This is a genomic window from Coraliomargarita sinensis, from assembly GCF_003185655.1.
Lineage (GTDB): Bacteria > Verrucomicrobiota > Verrucomicrobiia > Opitutales > Coraliomargaritaceae > Coraliomargarita_B > Coraliomargarita_B sinensis.
This window is the reverse complement of the sequence record NZ_QHJQ01000002.1, coordinates 132795-154802: the sequence shown is the minus strand read 5'-3', so window position 1 is coordinate 154802 and position 22008 is coordinate 132795. Positions and strand designations below refer to the sequence as shown.

Annotated in this window: 16 protein-coding genes; 14 read left to right on the top strand and 2 right to left on the bottom strand. The window is 54.7% G+C overall.

From position 1 onward, the window contains the following. Positions 1-3: 3 nt before the first annotated feature. Entirely contained in the window at positions 4-654 is a 651-nt protein-coding gene (locus DDZ13_RS03265; RefSeq protein WP_146209217.1) for a hypothetical protein, read from the bottom strand. Positions 655-758: 104 nt separating this feature from the next. Then, the gene (locus tag DDZ13_RS03260; RefSeq protein WP_110129998.1) at positions 759-2363 is read right to left on the bottom strand and encodes a tetratricopeptide repeat protein; all 1605 of its coding nucleotides are present in this window, start codon (positions 2361-2363) and stop codon (positions 759-761) included. 131 nt (positions 2364-2494) lie between these two features. Between DDZ13_RS03260 and carB the strand changes: the two genes are divergently transcribed. The 14 genes from carB (at position 2495) to DDZ13_RS03190 (ending at position 22001) form a co-directional block, all read left to right on the top strand. Beyond that, positions 2495-5731 carry a carbamoyl-phosphate synthase large subunit gene (carB, locus tag DDZ13_RS03255; RefSeq protein ID WP_110129997.1) on the top strand — a complete coding sequence of 1079 codons (3237 nt, stop codon included), beginning with the start codon at positions 2495-2497 and terminating at the stop codon, positions 5729-5731. A gap of 308 nt (positions 5732-6039) precedes the next feature. Further along, positions 6040-7245: a hypothetical protein gene (locus DDZ13_RS03250; protein WP_110129996.1), complete on the top strand. Its 1206-nt coding sequence runs from the start codon at positions 6040-6042 to the stop codon at positions 7243-7245. A 38-nt stretch (positions 7246-7283) separates the two neighbouring features. After that, positions 7284-8192, top strand: a complete 909-nt coding sequence (locus DDZ13_RS03245) for a serine/threonine protein kinase (RefSeq protein WP_110129995.1) — start codon at positions 7284-7286, stop codon at positions 8190-8192. Between the two features lie 69 nt (positions 8193-8261). Further along, complete coding sequence (locus DDZ13_RS03240; RefSeq protein WP_110129994.1) at positions 8262-8990, top strand: hypothetical protein; 729 nt, start codon at positions 8262-8264, stop codon at positions 8988-8990. 43 nt (positions 8991-9033) lie between these two features. Then, entirely contained in the window at positions 9034-9966 is a 933-nt protein-coding gene (locus tag DDZ13_RS03235) for a ParA family protein (protein WP_110129993.1), read from the top strand. A 14-nt stretch (positions 9967-9980) separates the two neighbouring features. Beyond that, positions 9981-11006 carry a hypothetical protein gene (locus DDZ13_RS03230; RefSeq protein WP_110129992.1) on the top strand — a complete coding sequence of 342 codons (1026 nt, stop codon included), beginning with the start codon at positions 9981-9983 and terminating at the stop codon, positions 11004-11006. Between the two features lie 55 nt (positions 11007-11061). Continuing rightward, positions 11062-11913, top strand: a complete 852-nt coding sequence (gene purU / locus DDZ13_RS03225) for a formyltetrahydrofolate deformylase (protein WP_110129991.1) — start codon at positions 11062-11064, stop codon at positions 11911-11913. A 57-nt stretch (positions 11914-11970) separates the two neighbouring features. Further along, the gene (locus tag DDZ13_RS03220) at positions 11971-12654 is read left to right on the top strand and encodes a tetratricopeptide repeat protein (protein WP_110129990.1); all 684 of its coding nucleotides are present in this window, start codon (positions 11971-11973) and stop codon (positions 12652-12654) included. Between the two features lie 77 nt (positions 12655-12731). Then, a complete protein-coding gene (locus tag DDZ13_RS03215) occupies positions 12732-13634 on the top strand; it encodes a DMT family transporter (protein ID WP_110129989.1) in 903 nt (300 codons plus the stop codon). A 122-nt stretch (positions 13635-13756) separates the two neighbouring features. Further along, positions 13757-14764, top strand: a complete 1008-nt coding sequence (locus DDZ13_RS03210) for a glycoside hydrolase family protein (RefSeq protein ID WP_110129988.1) — start codon at positions 13757-13759, stop codon at positions 14762-14764. A 41-nt stretch (positions 14765-14805) separates the two neighbouring features. Then, positions 14806-17397, top strand: coding sequence for a glycoside hydrolase family 2 TIM barrel-domain containing protein (locus DDZ13_RS03205; protein ID WP_110129987.1), 2592 nt, complete (start codon positions 14806-14808; stop codon positions 17395-17397). Between the two features lie 17 nt (positions 17398-17414). Then, positions 17415-20471, top strand: a complete 3057-nt coding sequence (locus tag DDZ13_RS03200) for a hypothetical protein (RefSeq protein WP_110129986.1) — start codon at positions 17415-17417, stop codon at positions 20469-20471. A gap of 62 nt (positions 20472-20533) precedes the next feature. Next, positions 20534-21526, top strand: a complete 993-nt coding sequence (locus tag DDZ13_RS03195) for a M90 family metallopeptidase (protein WP_146209216.1) — start codon at positions 20534-20536, stop codon at positions 21524-21526. A 7-nt stretch (positions 21527-21533) separates the two neighbouring features. After that, complete coding sequence (locus DDZ13_RS03190) at positions 21534-22001, top strand: GAF domain-containing protein (RefSeq protein WP_199221037.1); 468 nt, start codon at positions 21534-21536, stop codon at positions 21999-22001. Positions 22002-22008 lie beyond the last annotated feature (7 nt).

Genomic DNA, 22008 nt, shown 5'->3' with positions numbered 1-22008 from the left:
AAATCATATGCCGGATGGGAGCGTATCGCCAAGGTCACCGGAACCACTGCCGACGGAAGGTTGAGAACCGCCACTACCCGTGCCTTGCCCCTGATTGGTTTGATTGTTGGAAGCACTACCGGTCTGGCCGCTTGTCGCACCGGTCGACTGAGAGGGCGAGCTTTTCGAAGTATTCACTTCGACGCCCTGTTCGCCGGTACTGCTGATCCCTCCGATCTCGCTGAAATCGCGCGGCTCCTCACCGCTGCCGGAAGAACCGCCGGAACCTGTGGCCGTGCTCGAACTCGCCGTAGTGCTCGAACCACCGGCACCGCCTGCTGTCCCCGAAGGAATACTGGACGAGTTGTCCTGCCCTGAAGAAGAAGCACCCGATGACGAGGACTTGCTGCCGGAACCGGAGACCTCCTGCCCACCGCCGATCTGTCCGATCTCGTTCAAATCCCGTTCGGAGGATTCACCGCCGGTGGATGTCGTCTGCGAACTCGACCCTGTTTCCCCATTTTCCGTAGCGGTGGTTTGCGCCCCACCCCCTTCGGCGGTTGCGGCCCCGGCCCCGTCACTTGTGCCGGATGCGGAACTACCGCTGGCTTCTTGCTGGCTCACTCGCCCGTCAAAAAGATCCGGATCGGGTGCCGCGCCCAAAAAAATTGGCAACAGAAGAAAACCGGGGATTATAAAACATCGTGAGAAACCCCGGCCCGTAGAGCCAAATGCAGACATGAAAGTTTGCCTGGCTTCAAACTTTCCGCGAATCGGTCTTATATCTTCTCGCTGCATTCGATGGTAACCGTTTGGCTGCCTTTGCTGGCATCCACTTTGAATTCTTTTTCCACGTCTTTGTAGCCCTTGCGGGTACCCCGTATTTTATAGACATCGGGAAAGAGTTTTAGGTCCGTTTCTTTAAACCGATCCGGAGGCAGAACACCGATGATGCTGACGTAGGTGCGTCCATCCGATTCGACGGTAACCGGGACCTCCTCGCTCTGGGCCTCCAGCGTCTTGCGGATGCTTTCCTCTTTCTTCAGTTGCGCAGCGGCCAACTTGGCGGGCCGGCTCGTCATGGCCTGATTAAATAATTTGGCCGCCAGGGGATAGCGCCCTTCTTTGATATAACGCTCTGCACTGGCGACATTCTGACTGTAGCGTATGTTGGCAAGATAGAGACTGGAGGCTTTTTCCAGCCCGGTGCGGGCCTCTTTGGAATTGGGGTCCAGCGCGACAGCCTCTTTGTACAAATTGCGGGCCGCTTCGTAACGACCGTCTTTAAGGGCCTGAAAGCCGTCCGCGAGCAGGGTCTCCAGGCGGGCGGCTTTGTATTTCTTCTGTAGTTCAGCCAAACGCTCTTCCTGGGCGGTATCCGTCTTCAATTTCAGCGCCGCTTCAAGATCGGCAATCGCTGCCCCCAGATCACCGGCTTTCTCGGCAGCAACCGAACTCTCGATCAATTTGTTAAAGTTGCGCTGCAGGATTCGTTTCTCCAGCGAGCTGCGTTGATTCTTAATAAAGGGATTATTGGGATGGTCGGCAGCCAGACGGTCCAAAGCGGACAGCGCTTCCTCGAGCTTACCCTCTGTTTCCAGTGCACGGATGGCCTTGATCTCCTCCGCGATCCCTTCGAGCGCCGCCACCATGGTCTGGCCATTAGTCGCGTCACGATTATCCGAGTCGATCTCAAGAACGGCCTGAAATGCTTCGCGGGCCGGAGCGAGATCATATTGCTCCAGGGCTTCCTGGGCCGCCTCAAGCAGGCTGGCAATTTGCTGAATGGAGCGCGCCTCCAGATCGCCGAGGATGGCACCGGCAAGTTCGAATTCATCCACGGCCTGGACAAAGGCTCCGGATTCCAGCGAGCGGAGGGCCTTATTGTAAGACTCGACCGCCTCGCGGTAGGTGTTCTCAAACGAAGCACGCAGGTATTCCAGACGCTGAAGCTCTGCATACGTGCTGTCTTTGAGAGCACGTGCCTTGTCCGCTGCAGCGACGGCCGCAAGTTCATTCTCAGCCGCAGTCACCACCGAGAGAAAACGTTCTTTGGCCCGCCGAAGCTTGCCGCTGCGCATGTCACTGTTGGCCTTGTCCGCTTCTTTTTTCAGCCCGGCCACAAATTCAAGCGTGAGATCCCCCTTCTTCAAGGCCTCTGCGATATCTTCATCCAGCAATCTGGCTGCTTTGTCGGCCAACTGGCTAAGATCGTAATCCGCGACTTGCCGCTCGGGGGTCGGCGTTCCGGCACCAGTCTGCCCGGAAGGAATCGGATCGCCCGGACTACCGATCTTCATGAACATCCAAATTAGGAGGGGCAGCAACATTAGCGCCGCCAGAAAGATTGCGACCACGATGACAGGCTTCTTACTACGGGACATAGCTACTAATCTTTCGACCAAACGGGAATTTGCAAGCGCGCTCTGGACCCACTAAAACCCGAACTCGCATCAACGCTAGCGTTCGTGCTTGCATAGGCGTTTAAAACATCCAGCTTTTAGCGCAATTTTTTATGCCAAAACGCACTGATATTGAGAAGATTTTGATCATAGGTTCGGGCCCAATCGTGATTGGCCAAGCCTGTGAGTTCGATTATTCCGGCACTCAAGCCTGTAAAGCACTGCGTGAGGAGGGTTACAAGGTAGTGTTGGTCAACAGCAATCCGGCGACGATTATGACCGACCCGGAGTTTGCCGACGTGACCTACATCGAGCCGCTGACCGTCGAAGCTTTGGAGAAGATTATCGACAAGGAAAAGCCGGACGCCCTGCTTCCCACGCTGGGCGGGCAGACCGGACTCAACCTCTCGATGGACCTCTTTAACGCCGGCGTTCTGGAAAAATACGGCGTACAGATGATCGGGGCGAAGCCGGAAGCCATCGAAAAGGGCGAGGCCCGGGAAATCTTCAAGCAGGCCATGCTCAAGATCGGGCTTGATGTGGCCCGCTCCGCCACGGTCAACAACCTTGGCGACGCCCTAAAGGCTGCTGACGATTTAATCGGGGACTTCCCCATCATTATTCGCCCCAGCTACACACTCGGCGGCTCCGGCGGCGGGATCGCCTACAACCGGGAGGAGTACGAGCGCATGGTGCAATCCGGCCTGGAAATCTCCCCGACCCATGAAGTCTTGGTCGAAGAGTGTCTACTCGGCTGGAAAGAATACGAGATGGAGGTCATGCGCGACCACAAGGACCAGTGCGTGGTTATTTGCTCGATCGAAAACTTTGATCCCATGGGCGTGCATACGGGGGACTCCATCACTGTCGCCCCTGCCATGACTCTGACCGACAAGGAATACCAGCTGATGCGCGACGCATCTTTCGCTTGTATCCGTGAGGTGGGTGTGGAAACAGGCGGCTCCAACATTCAGTTCTCCGTGAATCCGAAAAACGGCCGCATGGTCGTGATCGAGATGAACCCGCGCGTCTCCCGCAGCTCGGCCCTGGCTTCCAAGGCTACCGGCTTCCCCATCGCCAAAATTGCGGCAAAACTCGCTGTGGGCTACAGCCTCGACGAACTGCAAAACGACATCACCCGCGAGACTCCGGCCAGCTTCGAGCCGACCATTGACTACGTGGTCACCAAGATTCCGCGTTTCACTTTCGAAAAGTTCCCCGGGGCGGATAATACCCTCACCTCTGCAATGAAGTCCGTCGGCGAGGCCATGGCGATCGGCCGCACCTTCAAGGAATCCTTCCAGAAGGCCCTGCGCTCACTCGAAATCGGAGCCAAGGGCTTTGTCGGGCCAAAAAAATTCGAAAAGAAAATCGATGACCTGCAGCGTGTGCGCGAGGGCATCTCCGTGCCGACTTCGGAGCGCGTCTTCTGGCTACGCCAGGCGCTCCTGCACGGGATGAGCAGCGAAGAGATTTTTGAACTTTGCGCCCTCGACCCGTGGTTCATCGAGCAACTGCGTCAACTCGTCGAGATTGAGCAACAGCTGCGCTCCACCACGCTGGCCAAGATCGACGCCGGGCTCATGCAGACCGCCAAGGAAGCCGGTTTCAGCGATCAGCTCATTTCCGAACTCATCGGCTCCAGCCGACAGCCCGTACGCAAGAAGCGCGAAAAACTCGGTGTCATGACCAATTTCCGGCTCGTGGATACCTGCGCTGCGGAGTTCGAGGCTTTCACACCCTATTATTACTCGTCCTACGGCAGCGAGAACGAGATCAAGAAAACCGAAAAAGAGAAGATCATGATCCTCGGTGGCGGCCCGAACCGGATCGGCCAGGGTATCGAGTTCGACTACTGCTGCGTGCACGCCTCCTTCGCACTGCGTGAGGCAGGCTACGAAACCGTGATGGTGAACTCCAACCCGGAAACGGTTTCGACCGACTACGACACCTCGGACAAACTGTTCTTCGAGCCGCTGACCCTGGAAGACGTACTCGAAATTTACTTCCAGGAAGGCTGCTCCGGCGCCATCGTCCAGTTTGGTGGCCAGACGCCGCTCAATCTCGCGACAGAGCTTGAAGCCCACGGCGTCAATATCATCGGCACATCGCCTGCCATGATTGACGCCGCCGAAGACCGGCACCTTTTCCGCGAGATTCTCACCCGGGTTGATTTAAAACAACCTAAGAACCGGATCGCCAACTCCCAGGAACAAGCCTACGAACTGGCCGGCGAGATCGGCTTCCCCATTCTGCTCCGCCCCTCATTTGTGCTCGGCGGGCGCGGCATGTTCATCGTTTACGATATGGACGAGATGAAGGGTATTATCCGGGAAGTCTTCGACGCCGCTCCCGGCACCCCCGTCCTGCTCGATCAATTCCTCGAGGATGCCTTTGAGCTGGATGTCGACTGCATTTCAGACGGCGAGACCACGGTCATCGGCGGCATGCTGCAGCACGTGGAGTTTGCCGGGGTGCATTCCGGTGACGCGGCCATGGTCATGCCTCCGCACACTCTCTCCAAGGAGATGCTGGAGAAAGTCAGAACCGCCAGCTATGCTCTGGCGCGCGAGCTCAAAGTTATCGGTCTGATGAATGTGCAGTATGCCGTCAAGGACGACGAGCTCTACATCATCGAAGTCAACCCGCGCGCCTCCAGAACCGTACCTTTCGTTTCCAAAGCCATCGGTGTGCCGCTGGCCAAGCTCGCCGCCCGTGTCATGGCCGGCGAAAAACTGGCTGATCTCGGTTTCACCGAAGAAATTATTCCGCCTTACTGGGCGGTCAAAGAATCCGTCTTCCCCTTCAACCGTTTCCCCGGTGCCCCCGTCATGCTCAGCCCGGAAATGCGTTCGACCGGTGAAGTCATGGGGCTCGACAAGGATCTCGGTGTCGCCTTTGCCAAATCACAAATGGCGGCCAAACCGAGCCTGCCGGATTCCGGCGATGTCTTCATCAGCGTAAAGAATTCGGACAAGGCTCGCGCCGTGGAAATCGCCAAGGGCCTCAGTGAACTCGGCTTCGGCATCATTGCCACCGCCGGCACCGGCAAACTGTTTAAGGAGAATGGGATCTCGGTGAAACACGTCTGTCGCCTCAGCGAGGGCCGTCCGAATGTGATCGACCTGATCAAAAACAACAAGGTCTCACTCATCATTAACACACCGCAGGGGACCGTGCCACGCCAGAACGAGAACCAGATTCGTACGGAAGCCGTGAAGCACAATATCTGTATCATGACCACGATCTCGGCCGGCGCAGCCGCAGTTGAAGGTATTCGCGCCCTCAGGGAAAAAGGTTACGATGTGCGTTCCATTCAGAGCTACAGCCAAGAGGCAAATCCAAGCTAGACACGTTCGGGTGCTATCGATTTGTGTATGCCCCGTAACCCTGAAGCCCGATGCATCCTTTCGTTTTTATCTTTGGCAGGACCCACGGGATTCCATACTAAGTGCCTTTATTAAAGGGATTGGTTGCTCTTCATTATTGCAAATCAACCAATCCCTCCCAGTATCGGGCTTAAATGCCTGTCAACGTGTTTAATAAAGTGTAAAAAGGTTAGCTTTAGATTTTGTGTCTTTACCCGCGTATTTCTCGCCTGATAGCACTGTATGTAACACGTATCGATACGTGGCCCCACTAACTTCTGACAATCCTCATGGCAGAAAAAGCTACACTATTACAAGAAATACCCCCTGTCGCAAAGGGCTCTTCGTCGGGTAACACAACCGGGTCCGGGGCAGGCGGTAACGCCGGTGTGGGCACGGAAGTGCAAACGGATAGTGAACTCAGCATCTCCGCCTTTCAAGCAGTCACCTACGGTTCTTTCGTACTGACTTTTATTCTGGCGGGATTTGCTGCCGTCGTGCTTTACCGCAAAGCCATTGGTGACATTGAACAGCGCATTGTCAGAAGCGCCAAGGTATTGGCTGGCGTGCTCGCCGTTCTGGCGATGCATGGATTTGTCGCCACCTATCTTTACACGAATTATCTTCGCAACGAAAGCGATGCGGCCCCCATTAGCTTCACCGTACTCATATGGGTCATTCTGGGGGCGACCACCGCCTACGTCAGCAACCGCTTAATCGAGTTGAAAGACAAGGTGAAGACTTCGGATGCCGTCATTGATGGTATTTTCTATGCCATAATTTTCATCTCAGTGACTTTGTCCGTGTCGACCGTGATCGGGCCCAACGCCGCGCTAATTATTTCCCTGGTCGCGATCACACTCTGCGTCGTTCCTTTTTCCCGCTTCTTCACCGCTTGCAAACGTATCAAATTCAACCGCCGGGGCTCTAAACGCAAACCCGGCCGATCCGTCCTTTACACACTGGTTTCGCTGCCGTCCTTGGTCCCGTTGTTTGCCATCGTGTATGTGTTTGAGGGAATTGGCCCCGATGTCACCCTGTTCTTGTGTAACGCTGTGTCACTGGCGCTCGTCTGCTACATCAGCTTTGCCATGCTCACACGCATCAACAACGCGGTCGACAGCGAGACCGAGGGTTCCGTCGAAACAGCAGCGGCCGCACCCTCAACAACTAGTTCGAAACAACCGGCAGCCGCCCCTGAAATGGATCCACTGGTTGCCGAACTACTCGCTGAACAAGAAGCCTCAAATGAAGAACCCGAGCCATCCCCGGCTCCGCAGGCAGAGGCACCGGATGTCGTACCTCCCGCAAAGCCGGCTCGCCCCAATGCAAACCCCGAGCAAGCTCAGCGGAAAGCGCCGCCACCTCCGGCGAAACCGCAAGCTCGAAAAGAGGCTCCGAAGACTGATTCGAATGACAAGAAGGATGACGAACAACCTCAGCCTGGCACGAACCTGAAAGTGAAACCTCCAAGCAAGCCGAAAAAACGCTTCTAACCTCCCGATTTAGAATCACTCAAAAGAGCCTACGAATCATGAACATCTCTGAAATGGGTTTTACAGACGAGCTGAGTTCACTCCAGCCAGGAATGAACATAGGCAATCTGCATGTTGTCAGCTTCATCGGTAAAGGTGCCATCGGAGAGGTCTATCTGGTCCAACACGAGATGCTCGGTGAGAATTTTGCCCTAAAGGTGATCCCGAAAAGCTTCTCCGAAGATGAGACAGCCGAGTCGATTAAGAAATCTGCCGCCGTTCAAGCCAAACTGAAACACCCCAACATCATCAAAATCGATGATCTCGGGGAAGAGGACATGTTCTACTGGCTGCGGATGGAATATACCGAAGGCGAGAAAACCGAGGACAATACTCCCATTCGTTCGCTCGAAGATCTCATGCTCTATAACAAGGGCGCTCTGAGTGAGGAAGAAATTTGCTACTACATCTATTATCTGCTCCTGGGATTGGGCCACGCCCACGAGCAAGGTGTCGTACATGCCGACCTAAAGCCGGCAAACATCATGATCGCCGAAGAAGGCGTGAAGATCGCGGAACTGGGCGTCACCGAACTGATCGGGCATGCCTGGGATGACTTTCATTTGCTCCGGTTTAACCAACAACTGGAACCGACCCGCTTTGACCCGCTTCCCGGCTTTAGTCGAGCGCTGCCCGCACTATTGAGCGCATTTGACTATTACAGCCCCGAACAACGCGCCGGCGAGGCGCCGGATCATTTGAGCAACCTCTACACCGTCGGGCTGATCGTTTACCGAATGCTTACCGGGCACCACACCCTGGCGGTCGAACCACCCAGCAAGTCCATCGAAGGAATCAATCCGGGATGGGACGCTTGGATTGCCAAAGCGGTGGCCTACAAAAAAGAAGAACGTTTTCAATCTGCACTCAACATGATCGAGGAGATGCCCGGGCTGGAAAGATCTTAATCACAAAGAACGTAAAACCCACCAACAGACCACCCATACTTTAAACCCAAAAACCAACCTAACAAAACCATGTCTATTCAACGTAAATTCAAGGTTTCCACAACCATCACCCAATACATGTGGGCTTCGTCCCGCGATGATGCTGAAAAGTATCAAGAAGAACTCATCCGGAAGGGAAAACTCGATGCTCTTCGCCACGGCGTGACCGATGTGAAGTTCTGCTTCGTCGGCGGCGAAAATTTCCTCGAGGCTCCGGAAGACATCTCCAAAACCCGTAACCCCGCGGATGAACCCAGACGTGGCGACTGGCTCGAGATCGGGCACGACGACGTCAAGACCTGTGCTTTGGTGCGCCGCTTGACCCGACGTAAAGTGTACTACTACGAAGGTATCTCCAGGACAGAGCGCTCGGTGGATCGTGAACAGTGGAAGCGCTGGGCCGACCTGTACGACATGCATCCTTCCTACGATGGAGTGGTGCCACCGTTCATCGTCAATGAAGCAGTTGAGGAGCACGAAAAACGCGGTATGTTGAAAGGCATCAGCGCAACACCGGACTCGTCGCTCATTCTCGAAATTCTCGACAAGTACGGCTATGTTCCGGACGAATATGAGGTCGAAAACGGTTACTGGGCTGAAATTTACATCGATCAGGCGGTTTCCGAGCGGATCATGGCCAACCAGTCCGATTCCTCCAAAGCGACAGGCACTTATGATGCCGATCCGGAAAGCGGCGACTTTTCTGTTGGTTTTTCCGAAGAACTGCCAACTGTGGATGACTTGGACATGAAATTCTAAATTTCCGATTTAGACCTTATTCAGATTTAATCATATATTTTTTATGCCACGTAGATTAGCCTTCATTAATTACAAGGGCGGGGTTGGTAAGACCTCCCTGATTGTAAATGTAGCTTCTTGCCTAGCACAGAAGGGGAAGCGCGTGTTACTGGTCGATCTGGACACCCAGTCCAACTCCAGTATCTGGCTCATGCGGATTGAGCGCTGGAACAAGATCAACATGGAGAAGCGCGGTTCGCTTTACTCCATCTTCGATCCCGGCCAGGACCGTATCAAAGACATCATCGTTAAGGACGTGTTGCAGGACAACAAGGGCAAGCCCTTGCTCCCGGGCCTGGACCTTTTGCCGACGACCTTCAATCTGATTGATATTGAGAACGAATACCGGATTAATCCGCAAAATCCCCATTACCTCATATTCAATGAGCAGATGCGCGAGGTTCAGGATGATTACGATTTTGTACTCTATGACTGCCCGCCCAACATCCTGAATGCGTCGCAGTGCGGTATTTTCAGCGCCGACGAGCTCTACGTGCCGGCTAACCCGGATGCGCTCTCACTAATCGGATTTACGCTGATGATTGAGAAGCTGCTGCTCTTTTACCGTCGCAGTGCCGGCTTCCGTACCCCGGAAATGGGCAACTTTGCCCGTATCGCCGGTGTGATTTTCAACTCAATCAAAGCCAACGTGGATATCGCAGTGCCGAAGATGCGTATGCAGCTGCGCCTCAATCAATTCAAGAAACAACGACTGGTTTCACAGGAAGCGAAAATCTACGACACCTGCATCCGCGACGCCACAATTGTTCGCCGGGCAGTGACACTCGGGCTCCCAGTCTGCCTGGTTGAAAGCCGTGACGTGAGCGATGGTGTCGGCATGGACTACAATGATCTTGCAGAAGAAATTCTGGCGCACAACGCCGTAGCAAGTGTATCCAGCGGCGGCGAATCTTCCGGCGTGGCAAACGCGTCCTAGCGTGAAAAGCCCTAATGGTAGAGACAGGCAAAAATGACCATTCGAGTCTGACTGAGCTGGAAAAACTATCGGCCCGTTGGGATAAAATCGTTTTCCACGCTCAAGGGTCCCCCTTCGAGGATTTGAGTATCAGCTGTCTTGCCAAGAACACAGCCTGCCGCCCCTGGTCACGCGCGTCCGCCAAAATTAAAGGCGATACGCTTGCACGCTACATCTACCTGAGCTTTGAGGAACTGCTTGAGATCGAAAAGCTCGATCTCAAACAAGCCACCCATCTTTTGGAAATTTGCGAGAGCACCATGCTTTTCATGCAGGAATCCTATGACATGGGCAGTCTGGACGACATTGACTCCCAGGCCGCCACCCAGCGCATGCGTTTTGTGGAGGAGTACGGCCTGTATCAGGACTTCCCTATCGCGCTGGCAAATTTGGATACCGACATGCGTGAGCTCTGTCAGGCCGAAGAAGTCATTACCCTGATCGACCTGATGGGCTTTATTGACCGACTGACCGAGAAAGCCTGGATCGGGGGGAGCTGTAAAAGCCTGCAAAACGTCTTCGCCCACGGCGATGAAAAAGGCCTCTGTGAATACTTCCCCTACCGTATGGGGCATCGTGGCTTCCACTTACCTGAAGCGCTTTCCTTCTGCCTGAACCGACTCTCCACCGGCGATTTGCACGATGTCCTCGAGTACCACGAGCGGCGGCGCAAAAAAAGCCGCTTCGGTGCAAAACCGGTTAAAATGCCCCGGGTCGTCGAAACACAGTTGTTGGAGGAAATATTCCAGTGCCTGTCCTATTTTGGGCGTCGCCAACCGAAGTTGATGATCAATTTGCACGACAGTGCTTATGTTTCAAGGGAGCTGATGTTTCTCAACGACCCCCAAACCGAAGGAATACTTTACTGGTTGTTGCACCTGGCCATGGGCATCTTCCGCCCTTCAATGCATCAGAATATCAACGAAGACTTGTCGGATATTACCGTCGACCGGAACAGCAAACTGCATAAAGAACTGGAAAAACTACTCGGGGACGAATAGTCAAAAAGAGTTTAGGAGTTGCTGAACGCGGCTTGCGTATCATTTTCGGAATTTCGTGAAAGCACCGACCATCATTGCACTTCTCTACGGCCCCGACCAACCCGGGCTGGTCTCGAGGGTGTCCAGTTGGATCTTTTTACGGGGCAGCAACATCCACCACGCGGACCAGCATAAGGATCTGGAAGCCAATATCTTTTTCCAGCGTGTCGAATGGGCCCCATCCGGCCAGATCGAAGAGGAAGCGGCCGCGTTTAAGAAATTTGCCAACGAAGAACTCGGGATGGAGGTCAAGGTCGCGCTCTCGACGGACCGGCCGAAAGTCGCCCTCTTCGTTTCAAAAACCGAACACTGTTTCCATGACGCCATTCTTCGTTTTCGGGCGGGAGAGATGGCCGGCGAACTGGGCTGCATCATTTCAAATCACGAAATTCTGCGGGGGGATACCGAAAGCTACGGCCTTCCTTACTACTGTGTGCCCACTTCGAAAGAGACAAAGGCAGCGGCGGAAACTGAACAATTGAGGATAATCCGGGAGCACGGCTGCGAACTCGTCGTCATGGCCCGTTACATGCAGGTGCTTTCCGACGACTTCCTCAAAGAGGTGGCTTGCCCGGTTATCAACATCCACCACTCCTTTCTTCCCGCATTTGCCGGCGGCAAGCCCTACCACCAGGCCCACAGTCGCGGGGTCAAACTCATCGGTGCCACGGCCCACTACGCAACCGCCGATCTTGACGAAGGGCCGATCATCCATCAGGACGTCACTCGTATAAACCACCGAAACGCAATTCAGGACCTGATCCGCAAAGGCCGGGACCTGGAAAAAACCGTATTCGCCCATGCCATCAGGCTACACCTCGACAACCGAATTCTCATTTACAACAACAAGACAGTCGTATTCGACTAAGAGAGTCACAGACTTAACCTAGCCACTTGCACATACAGCTTCTCTTTCGACATACCAATGAACCGCCCAAAGAAAAACAAAATTCACAACGACACACTGCCCGAAGACATGCAGGCAGATGAGCGCAATCTAATCGATACCGAGGAAACGGAAGAAGTCTCTTTTGAGGACCGCATCCATCTCTACTGGATGGAAAACAAGGGCTTCATCACGGGTTGCGTCACCGTGCTTGCTCTGCTGATCATCGGTTTTAACGGCATGAAGATGTATGTTTCCTATGCCGAAAGTAAAATTCAGTCGGCCTACGCCGAAGCGTCCGCCAACGACAGCCTTGAAGCTTTTGCGAAGGAATACAGTGATAAGGCTTTGGGTGGACTCGCTGCGCTGCAAGTGGCGGACGATGCGTACAATGCCGAAGATTACGCCACCGCAGCCGAATACTACGCCATGGTCCCGGGGGCTCTGGAAAACGATATCCTAATTGGACGTGCCAAAATCGGACTCGCCTTCGCCACCTACTATGAAGGTGATGGGGAAAACGGCCTCGCCCAACTCCGTGACGTGGCGGCTGATAACACACTCCCCCAAGCGATCCGGGCTGAAGCGGCCTACCACCTCGCGGTCGACGCCGATGTCTCGGGAGATGAAACCGCCTTCGAAAACTATGCCGATCAGGTGGCCAAGGCCACGTCTGCCGGACAATGGCAGCAGCGTATGCAGGTTTACCAGCAGCGTCGTTAATGCAAACCGCATGATCTTACAAAGCACAGGTCCATGACCTGTGCTTTTTTCTTTGATACGGCCTGACACATTAAGAGATGTCCTGGATATTTCTGAGTATTTGTTCCGCGCTGTTCCTGGGATTCTACGATCTGGCGAAGAAGCATGCGGTCCGGGACAACGCAGTGCTCCCAGTGCTTTTTTGGGGCGTCGTCACTTCCGCACTGATTTGGCTCCCCTTTATCCTTTGGTCACACCTGCATCCGGGATCGTACCCATCCCCACAGTTCCTCGTCATCCCGCTAGAGCCCGCCGAACACCTGCTCCTGTTGGCAAAATCCACGCTCGTCGGGGCCTCATGGATCTTCGGATATTTCGCACTCAAGCACCTGCCACTCAGCATCGGCTCCCCCATCCGCGCCACCAGCCCGCTCTGGACGATCGTACTTGCAGTGCTGCTGATGCACGAGCGGCCGGCAGGCTGGCAATGGCTGGGAATCGCCGTCGTGCTCGCAGCCTTTTACGCGTTCTCACTGGTCGGCAAACTGGAGGGGATTCGCTTTCATCGGGACAAATGGGTCGGCTGCATGATCGTCGCGACACTGCTGGGAGCCTGCAGTGCGCTCTACGATAAATATCTTTTGCAGGTCACCGGACTCCGACCGGCCACCCTGCAGGCCTGGTTTTCGGTTTATCTGGTCGTGGTCATGCTGCCGTTCTACTTGGGCTGGCAAAGGGGCTTTTGGCCTAGGGGGCATTTCGAATGGCGCTGGAGTATCCCGCTGATTGGCGTCCTACTCTTGGCCGCCGATTTCATCTACTTCACAGCGATTACCGATCAGGATGCCCTAATCTCCGTCATCTCCCCTGTTAGGCGGGCAGCGGTTGTTGTCTCCTTTGTCGGCGGCATGATGCTCTACAAAGAGAAAAACTTTCGCCCTAAAGCGCTCTGTCTGATCGTTCTCCTAGCCGGCATAACACTCCTGTATTTCAAGCATTAAGCGATCCGGAGCGTTTATCGGCCAACAAAGAGCTGTGAACCCTTGCGGAGAAATGAAAGGCTTCCTAATTCTAATACTTGGTTATTCCACCCGGCAAAGGGTGACGACCTAGCTTTAATCTGATGAAAATACCGACTTTCACCTTACTCCCGTTGGTCTCGATCGCTGCAAGCGCATTGGGCCTCCCGGAAAGCGTTGATCCCGATTCGCCTTGGCTGGATTGGGAACGACCGGCGGATAATCCGGTTTTCAGCACTGCAATGGGGAATAACCATGACTCAATTCTATTTGTCGAACCGGAAGCGGACTACCCTTACTACCTGATTGTAAGCCATACGCCGCAGGCGGCCCACCTATGGCGCACACAATCCTTCTCCTGGGATAGTGCTGACTGGGAACTGGTCTCTGACAATTACAGAATTGGCCGCCATTATGAATACGATGACGGCGTCAAAGTCGGCGACACCTACTATATCTACGAAGCGGGCAAAGTATATACCTTTACAGGCGACCTGGCAGAATCCGACGGCCAGTGGAAAATGAGTGGAAGTTTTCCCGCTAAAGAATGTGATGACATCGGCGTTTTTTACGAGGACGGGCTGTTCCACATCTTTGGTGAGTACGGCAATTTTCCCCACGGCCCGGACGGCACCAGCCTGGCGCATTTCACCTCACCGACGGGCCTGGGTGACTGGACGCTGGTCAACCCGAAAGCGGTCGACCCCAACCCCGACGGCGGCCACCACTACGGAGTGGGCGATGCCACCATTACAAAAATCGACGGCACTTACTACCTCTTCGGCGATGTCGAATCCAAAGGGGTTCCTTACAAGGTCATCGCATGGCAAAGCCAGGACCTGAACCAACCCTTTGCCTATCTGGGCATCGCCTTCGCGCCTCGATCGGAGGAAACAGATGACTGGGACAACCACCGTATTCAGGATGCTGATATCGCCTATATCCCCGAGCTGAAACGCTTCATTATGACCTGTAACATGATGGATACGGACGGCAAGCCCGGTGGAAATTTCCCGACCATGAAGCCGGGTAACAGCCGAGTCATCGGGACATTTTATTCGGCTCACGAATGGACACCCACCAGAGATAAACCAGCCTGTTGCACTCATTAACTTTTACACCTATTTCCAGATCACAACAAACACGCAACGACATGAATACACTTCGAATTTTCGCCCTCTTAAGTCTCACGGCATCTTTCCTTTTCGCGGCTGAATCCCCGCGTAGCAGGGAGAACTTCGACCTGGGGTGGTCATTTGTGAAAGGAGACCCTGTTGACGCGGAAAAATTGCTTTTCGACGCATCGGAATGGCGGGAGCTTGATTTGCCGCACGATTGGAGTGTTGAAGGCCCCTTCGATCCCAATGCTCCGGCCGGCGCCCCCGGGGGCTACCTACCAGCCGGGATCGGTTGGTACCGCAAAGCCTTCAAGGTCCCGGAAAACCTTGAAGGCCGCAGGATTTTCATCGAGTTCGATGGCATCTACATGAACGGCGAGGTCTGGATCAACGGACACCGCCTGGGCAAGCGCCCCTATGGCTACATCGGGGTGGAATACGAACTCACGCCACATTTGAATTTTGGCGGCCGCAACGTGATTGCCGTGCGCGTCGACGATTCTCGCCAACCCTCCGCTCGCTGGTATGGCGGCGCCGGGATCTACCGCCACGTCTGGTTGACGCACACCGACCCGGTTCATGTCGACCACTGGGGCACTTACGTACGGACGCCTGAGGTCAACGAACAATTCGCAACGGTCGCAGTAGACACCACCGTTACCAATGACCTCCCGAAAGACCAAAAGGTCACCGTACAGCAGGAAGTTTTCTCCGTAGAGGGAGCAATCCTAGCCAAAACCACTGGTACGATTAAGGTCTCCGGCAAAGGTGAAGCGATTGCCAAGCAGAGTTTCCGATTCCCCCGCCCAAAGCTCTGGTCTCCGGACTCTCCCAATCTCTACACCGTACGCACAACACTGAAAACCGGAGACCAAGTGCGCGACATTTACGAAAGCCCCCTCGGGGTGCGCACCCTGCGCTTCGACCGCGAAGAAGGCATGTTCCTGAATGGTGAACCGATCGTCATGCGCGGCATGTGTAATCACCAGGATCTGGGTCCTCTGGGGACCGCCCTCTGGGACGAGGCTCTGGAACGCCGCCTGAAGATGATGAAGGCCATCGGCGTCAACGCCCTACGCACCGCCCACTACCCACATTCGCCCGAGTTCATGCGTATGGCCGACAAAATGGGTTTTCTCGTGATCAACGAGACCTTTGATGAATGGCGACGCGGCTGGAACTTCGTCGACGGCCAGCTGGTCTCCAGCCCGAATGACCGGGGCAAGGCGCGCTACGGCTATAATGAATATTTCACCGAGTGGCATGAACGCGACCTGATCGACCACTTGAAGCGTGACCGTAACCACCCAAGCGTGATTATGTGGAGCATCGCCAATGAGGTGCCGGAAGCCCAAAAATTCGGCGAACTCGAGACCGTGCAGAAACTGGTAAAAATGGTGCACGAGTTTGAGCCGACCCGACCCGTCACCGCTGGCATCAATCACATCCACACCGCCAACGAGACCGGATTCCTCGAACATCTCGATATCGTCGGTTACAATGGTGGAGGTGGCTCCTGCTTCCTCTATGAAGAGGATCACGAACGCTTCAAAGACCGGATCATCTACGCCTCGGAAGTGCCCCACTCCCTGCAGACGCGTGGCGAGTATCGCACGCACACCAATTACCGGGAAGAACAACACGAGATCCCCAATCTGACCGAAGAGGAAGTCTTCCAGGAAACCGATGCCTGGTATGAATCGTCTTACGACAACGCGGGCGTGCGCATCAACGCCCGGGATTCCTGGCATCTGACCAGCACACTTCCGTACGTTCTGGGAGAGTTCCGCTGGACGGGCTTCGACTATATCGGTGAATCCGGCGGATGGCCCCGGGTACTGGGCAACTTCGGAATAATCGATCTCTGTAATTTCCCCAAAGACACTTACTATTTTTACCAGAGTCAGTGGACCGACAAACCGATGATCCACATTCTCCCGCATTGGAACTGGCCGGGCAAGGAAGGCACCGTCATCCCCGTACATGCTTACACCACAGGCGACGAGGCGGAACTTTTTCTCAATGGCCAGTCGTTGGGCGTTCGGAGTTTCAGCGAAGCGAATCCCTACCACCTCGAATGGCTGGTCCCTTATGCTCCGGGCGAACTCAAGGCAGTCGCCCGTAAGAACGGCGAGGAAATCGCCCAAACCGTGATCCGCACCGCCGGCACCCCGGCGAAATTTGTTTTCGAAACAGATCAAACCCAACTGGATCCACGCGAGCGTGACCTCGCTTACCTCACGATCCGCGTCGAAGACGAAGCCGGCAACTTCCACCCCAAAGCGGATCGCTGGGTTTCCATCCAAATTAAGGGCCCCGCTCGCATCCTTGGCGTGCACAATGGCGACCCGCTCAACCACGAGCCATTTCAATCGCGCACTGTAAAAACATTTAACGGCCTGGCCCGCGTCATCCTGACCGCCACGACGGGCGAGGATATCGTTAAGAAAAATGAAAACCGCGAGTCCGGCGAGATCATCGTCACCGCCCGCGTCCGGGGATGGGAATCGCAGGAACTGCGTTTGAAGCGCACCCATGAAGGCACCGAAGCATCGGTCTTTCCTCCCGATAACAGTACGCCCCGTCCAACCGACGTTTATGACGAGGGCGTCCCCCCGGTGGATTAAGTTCTGCCCCTTTAAAAATGAAGTTGTTCACCACTCTGCACCTGAGTTTGGCGTTGATTGTCTTATCCACGCCCGCTGAGGCTGTTCCAAAAATCATCCAGAGCGGTGATGTCGTCAGTTTGAAAAACGATCGGGTTCGACTGGACTTCGACCTCTCAAGCGGCAGCTACAACATCTTCAAAAAGGAAGAGGCCAAACCGGTCATCGCCAACGCATCCCTCCGGGTCAATCAATGGTCATCGGATTCCGAAAACATCAAAACCTACTGGACACGGCGCGAAGTAAGCAACTCCCTGGGCGAAGGACTTGCCCTTGATCTCAGCTTTAAAAAGAAGGGCGCACCCGAGCTGATATTTTCGTTCACCCTTTATGCGAGTCAGGATTTTTTCGGCCTTGAAGCGGGAATCCAGAATGCCACCGAGTCCATTATTCGCGTGAAGGATATTTACGCGCTGGCTGATGCCGAACTCTACAGCGGCTACGATCTCTCCAAAGATTTCGCCATGATCGACGGATTCAGCGGTGGCGAACCACTTGAGTATGGCGAGCGTTTCTACTCCCCGCTCACCCGTGCCAACGCTCTAAAATCCAGGAATAATATCTATCTGACTTTCGTACAGGATTCAAAGCGGCACCAGCTCACTATGGGCGGGCTGAGCTACCACGACTTCGAAAAGTTCGCTTATATCACGCAAGCAAGAAAGACTGAACTGCGAGCCGGTGCGGATGGTAAGGACAGCCTTCTTTGTTATCTCGACTTGCCGAGGGAACACCTCAGCAAATACAGCAGCGGCGAGTGTATCGAATTGATCGAGGGCAAAAAGCGCCGGCGTTGGGAAAACCACGAGTTCCGCTGCTCCGAAATGTCCACCTCCGCCAAGGGCGAAGGAAAAATCGTCATTGAAGCCCGCGAGCTGAAAAAGGGCCGCCCCTACATTCTCGGTTTGTCATGGTGGCATGGACTACGGCACGGCGACCATGCGGACATCGTTCAATCGATCTTCGTGGAATTCGAACAGAACGGATCCATACGAAAAGTTCCGCTCATCGAAGACCGCGCCCTCCCACGCTTTGATGGCCAGAGTAAAGAGGATGTGGAACAAGCGGAAATACCGCTTCCCCCCGAAGCCATCGCAGCCGGTAGCTTCAGGGTGGTGGTGACAAATAAAGCGACGGATCAAGACGTTTATCTGAGCGAAATCTGGCTACGCGACGGGCGGAACGCTGCTTTTTTGCCGGCGGAGCTGACACCGGTCGCGAAAAGTCCGCGCCCCAGGCTCAGCTTTCAGGGGCAACTGTTTGCCTCGGATCCCGTCGGCAAGCGGGTGGACCCCGGCCAGCGTTACGTTGCCCCGGACCTCTTCTACATCGACGTAACAGGGAGCAACCCCTTCTCCGCCCTCGAAAAATATGCCCGACATGTACGCCAGGCTCAGGGAATTGAGCTCAGTATGTATGATTTTCCAACCGTCTGCCTCTGGTATGCCGCGGATAAACGCTATGGTGGAATGACCGGCCAAGAATCGGCGGACAACACCTCCCTCGGCGCGGTCGAGGAAGCACAGGACATCGTGGACAGTGGCTTTCTAAAGTACAGCCGGGTTGCTGTCCGCTTGGTCCCTGACTCCTACATGCCAAACAACCACCAGGGCTGGTGGGACGACGAACACTGGCAACGCAAGGACACCGACCGCGACAACACCCAGAACGGTCGCTACGTAGAACCCTACGAAACCACGGAGAAGTGGGGTCGCGCTGTGACGGAACGCGGTGTCATTCCACTAACCTACTTCCAAACCGCTTACCGCTCGGAAGACTATGTGCAACAATTCCCCGAACACATGCTCTTCAACAAACGCTATGCCTGGAAAGGAAAACCAGTCGACACAAACAGCGATATCTTCACGACATGGGAAAAGACCTGGACGAGGAACGGCCGCATCGTCTGGGGCTACGATTTCACCGATCCGGATTTCCTCGAGCACTTGCATGATGTTTATAACAATCTCAGAAACGGCGGCATCAAGGGGCTGATGTTTGACTATCCCGCCTCGGGCTGGGCAAGAGCCGGAGGCATGGAGGACGACGACTCGACCACCGCAGCAGCCTACCGCACCATCTTCCGGCTGCCCCATAAAATTCTCGGACCGCAAAGCTATGTGCACGAGCGCAATATGGAGCGCGGAACCGACATCTCGCTAGGTGTCGTTGCGTCCATGCGCACGGAAAATGACACCGATAGTTTTGATGGTGCGACCGCGACACGCTGCGGTCTGCGCTGGTATAAAAACCGGACCTTGGTCAATCTGGACACCGACTCAAAGAACCTCCTTGAGTTGGCAGATAACCGGGACCATCTGAGGGCCGTGCTCACCATGTGCTACGTCACTTCGGGAAGGCTCCTGCTCGCCAACAGTTTCGGGCAGTTTTCCGAGGAAAACCTCTGGGATCTGAGCAGAACTTTTCCTTATCATAAGACACCGAAGAGTGCCCGACCGGTCGACGCCTTCGTCTCGGACATACCGATGGTTTACGACTACGAGGTCACTCCCGATTGGCACCAGGTGACTTTATTCAACCCCGACAAAGCAAATGCCAAGTCCATTTCTGTCGACATCTCAGGACCTCAAGTCAAAGGGGCGCTGGGCTTAAGTGCCGGTAAAGAGTATTATCTCTACGACTTCTGGAATGAGCGTTTTATCGGCAAGCGGAATGGTGAGACGCGCCTTCGGCAAGAACTACGGCCCGGTGAGGCACGCATGATATCCGTGCGGGCATGTCAACACCGCCCACAGATCATCTCTACAAATCGACATATCATGCAAGGTTACCTGGACCTGCTAAAGGTGGAATGGAATGAAGAAGAGAAGACTTTGACCGGGATCAGCAAAGTGGTAAGCGACGAGCCTTATAAAATCATCCTGGCCACGAACGGATACACGCCTCTCGAAATTCAATCGAAGGATGACGAAGTACAAGCCGGGCTGGTCCTTCAAGAAAATGGGTTGCTTGAAGTAACACTTGAAAGCCCGGCCGGAATTGATGCGGAATGGTCCGTCTCCTTTACATATTAATTAGTATGGCAGCATCCCACGGGGACACTAACTTCGACCTTATTTCCAACATTCAGACTCTCATGAAATTTCCACGTTTCAGGCTCTTTACCCTCTTTACCGCGCTTGCTTTTCCCGGTGCAATTCAAGCTGCAGACAGCGAATCCAAAGTCGAACTCGTCCGGGTGGCATACGAAGCCCGACAAATCGAAGGCTGGACTGTGCACGTCGATGCCACCTTGCTTCGCGGCAAGCATCAGGACACCGGCGACCTCGCACTCCGCATCCTCGGTCAGCGCTTGCATGAGATTGCCCTGAAGCTCCCGGAGGAACCGGTCGCTCAACTACGGAAAACACCAATCTTCCTGGACCGAAACCACCCTTTGGGAAACAACCACTACCACCCGGACAAGGATTGGCTGGTCGAACGCGGCTATGACCCGGCTCTAGCCCGTGCCGTTCAGATCACACGAGCCGAAACCCTGATCCGTGAGGCCAAACGGCATGATAGTGTTTCCGTGATGCTTCATGAATTGGCCCACGCTTATCATGATCAGTTCCTTGGCTTCGACCACCCGGATATTTTAGCTGCGTATAAGGAATTTTGCGACAGCCGGAAGTTCGACCGGGTCGCCCTTTTCAACGGTCGTCAAACACCCCATTACGGCCTGACCGACCACAAAGAATATTTCGCAGAAATGACCGAGACTTTCTTTGTGGGCAACAACTACTACCCTTTCAATCACTATCAGCTCTATCACGAGCACCGCCAGAGCTATGAACTGATCGCCCGCATCTGGGGCGCTGAGCTGAATCCTCCCCAGACCGACGAGTTCTACCAGCCGAGTATCCTGGACCTGCGTATCATGGCGAACCTGAAGTCACAGCGTGGGGAATTCGAAGAAGCACTCAAAATGGTCGAGCAGGCTCAAGCGCGTAGCTCGGATGCAGAGGGTCGCCTTGCCAGCCTGAGCGAATTGATCAAGGAGCGGCGTGCGGAGGCCGAGTCTGCTCAAAAGCCCGTGACACAACACAGCTGCTGCGGACACAAGCCTGCCGCCTCCGTAAAACCATAAGACCCTCGTGAGCACAGGAAAAGAAGCGACTTACGGCAAAGTCAGCCGCGCCATCGAATTGATGGTCGAGGGCGAAAACGATGCGGTTGCCCGAATGTCGACCATCTGTTGCGAACTCTATCATGCCTTCACAGACTTTCACTGGGTGGGTTTTTACCGTCTGGTCGATCCGCAAACCCTCAAGGTCGGCCCCTACCAGGGCGGACATGGCTGTTTGACCATAACAACGGACCGGGGCGTCTGCGGCGCCTGTATCCGGGAGCGCAAGGTCCAAATCGAGAACGATGTTTCCAAGGTAAAAGACCATATTGCCTGTTCGCCCGAGACGAAATCAGAAATCGTACTGCCCATACTGGACTCGAGTGGCGCTCTGTGGGCGGTGCTGGACATTGACTCGACCGAACTGAACGCCTTCGACGAGACCGACCTGCAGTGGTTGCTCCACATCAGCAAACTTGCCGCCTGTTGCCCGTAGCCGGTCG